This is a genomic window from Mesorhizobium sp. WSM4840 (assembly GCF_055811755.1).
Window position 1 is genome coordinate 1 of record NZ_JBVVQD010000119.1, and the last position, 721, is coordinate 721.

Consider the following 721-nt stretch of genomic DNA (forward strand, 5'->3'; position numbering starts at 1 on the left):
GGCATGTGGGCGCGCGAGCTCGGGCGCCAGAACGGCGTCACCATCCCGCTGCATGCCTGCGAGCACTTTTACCTCGTCACCGAACCGATCCCCGGCCTGGCCCGCCTGCCGGTGCTGCGCGTGCCGGACGAATGCGCCTACTACAAGGAAGACGCCGGCAAGATGATGCTCGGTGCCTTCGAGCCGGTGGCCAAGCCCTGGGGCATGGACGGCATAAGCGAAGATTTCTGTTTCGACCAGTTGCCCGAGGATTTTGAGCATTTCGAGCCGATCCTCGAAATGGGCGTCAACCGCATGCCGATGCTGGCCAGCGCCGGCATCCACACCTTCTTCAACGGTCCCGAGAGTTTTACCCCCGACGACCGCTACTATCTTGGCGAGGCGCCGGAGCTTTCCGGCTACTGGATGGCGACCGGCTACAATTCGATCGGCATCGTCTCCTCCGGTGGCGCCGGCATGGCCCTGGCGCAATGGATCAATGATGGCGAGGCGCCGTTCGACCTGTGGGAGGTCGATATCCGCCGCGCCCAGCCGTTCCAGAAGAACCGCCGTTACCTGAAGGAGCGCGTGTCCGAGACGCTCGGCCTGCTCTACGCCGACCATTTCCCGTACCGCCAGATGGCGACCTCGCGGAACATCAGGCGCTCGCCACTGCACGAACATCTGAAGGCGCGCGGCGCGGTGTTCGGCGAAGTCGCCGGCTGGGAGCGCGCCAACTGGT

1 protein-coding gene is annotated in these 721 nt (G+C 64.9%); it reads left to right on the forward strand.

Annotated elements, in window-relative coordinates:
• Positions 1-721, forward strand: a 721-nt coding sequence (locus tag AC0L3I_RS36955; protein ID WP_473530236.1) for an FAD-dependent oxidoreductase, incomplete at both ends; no start/stop codon positions are given.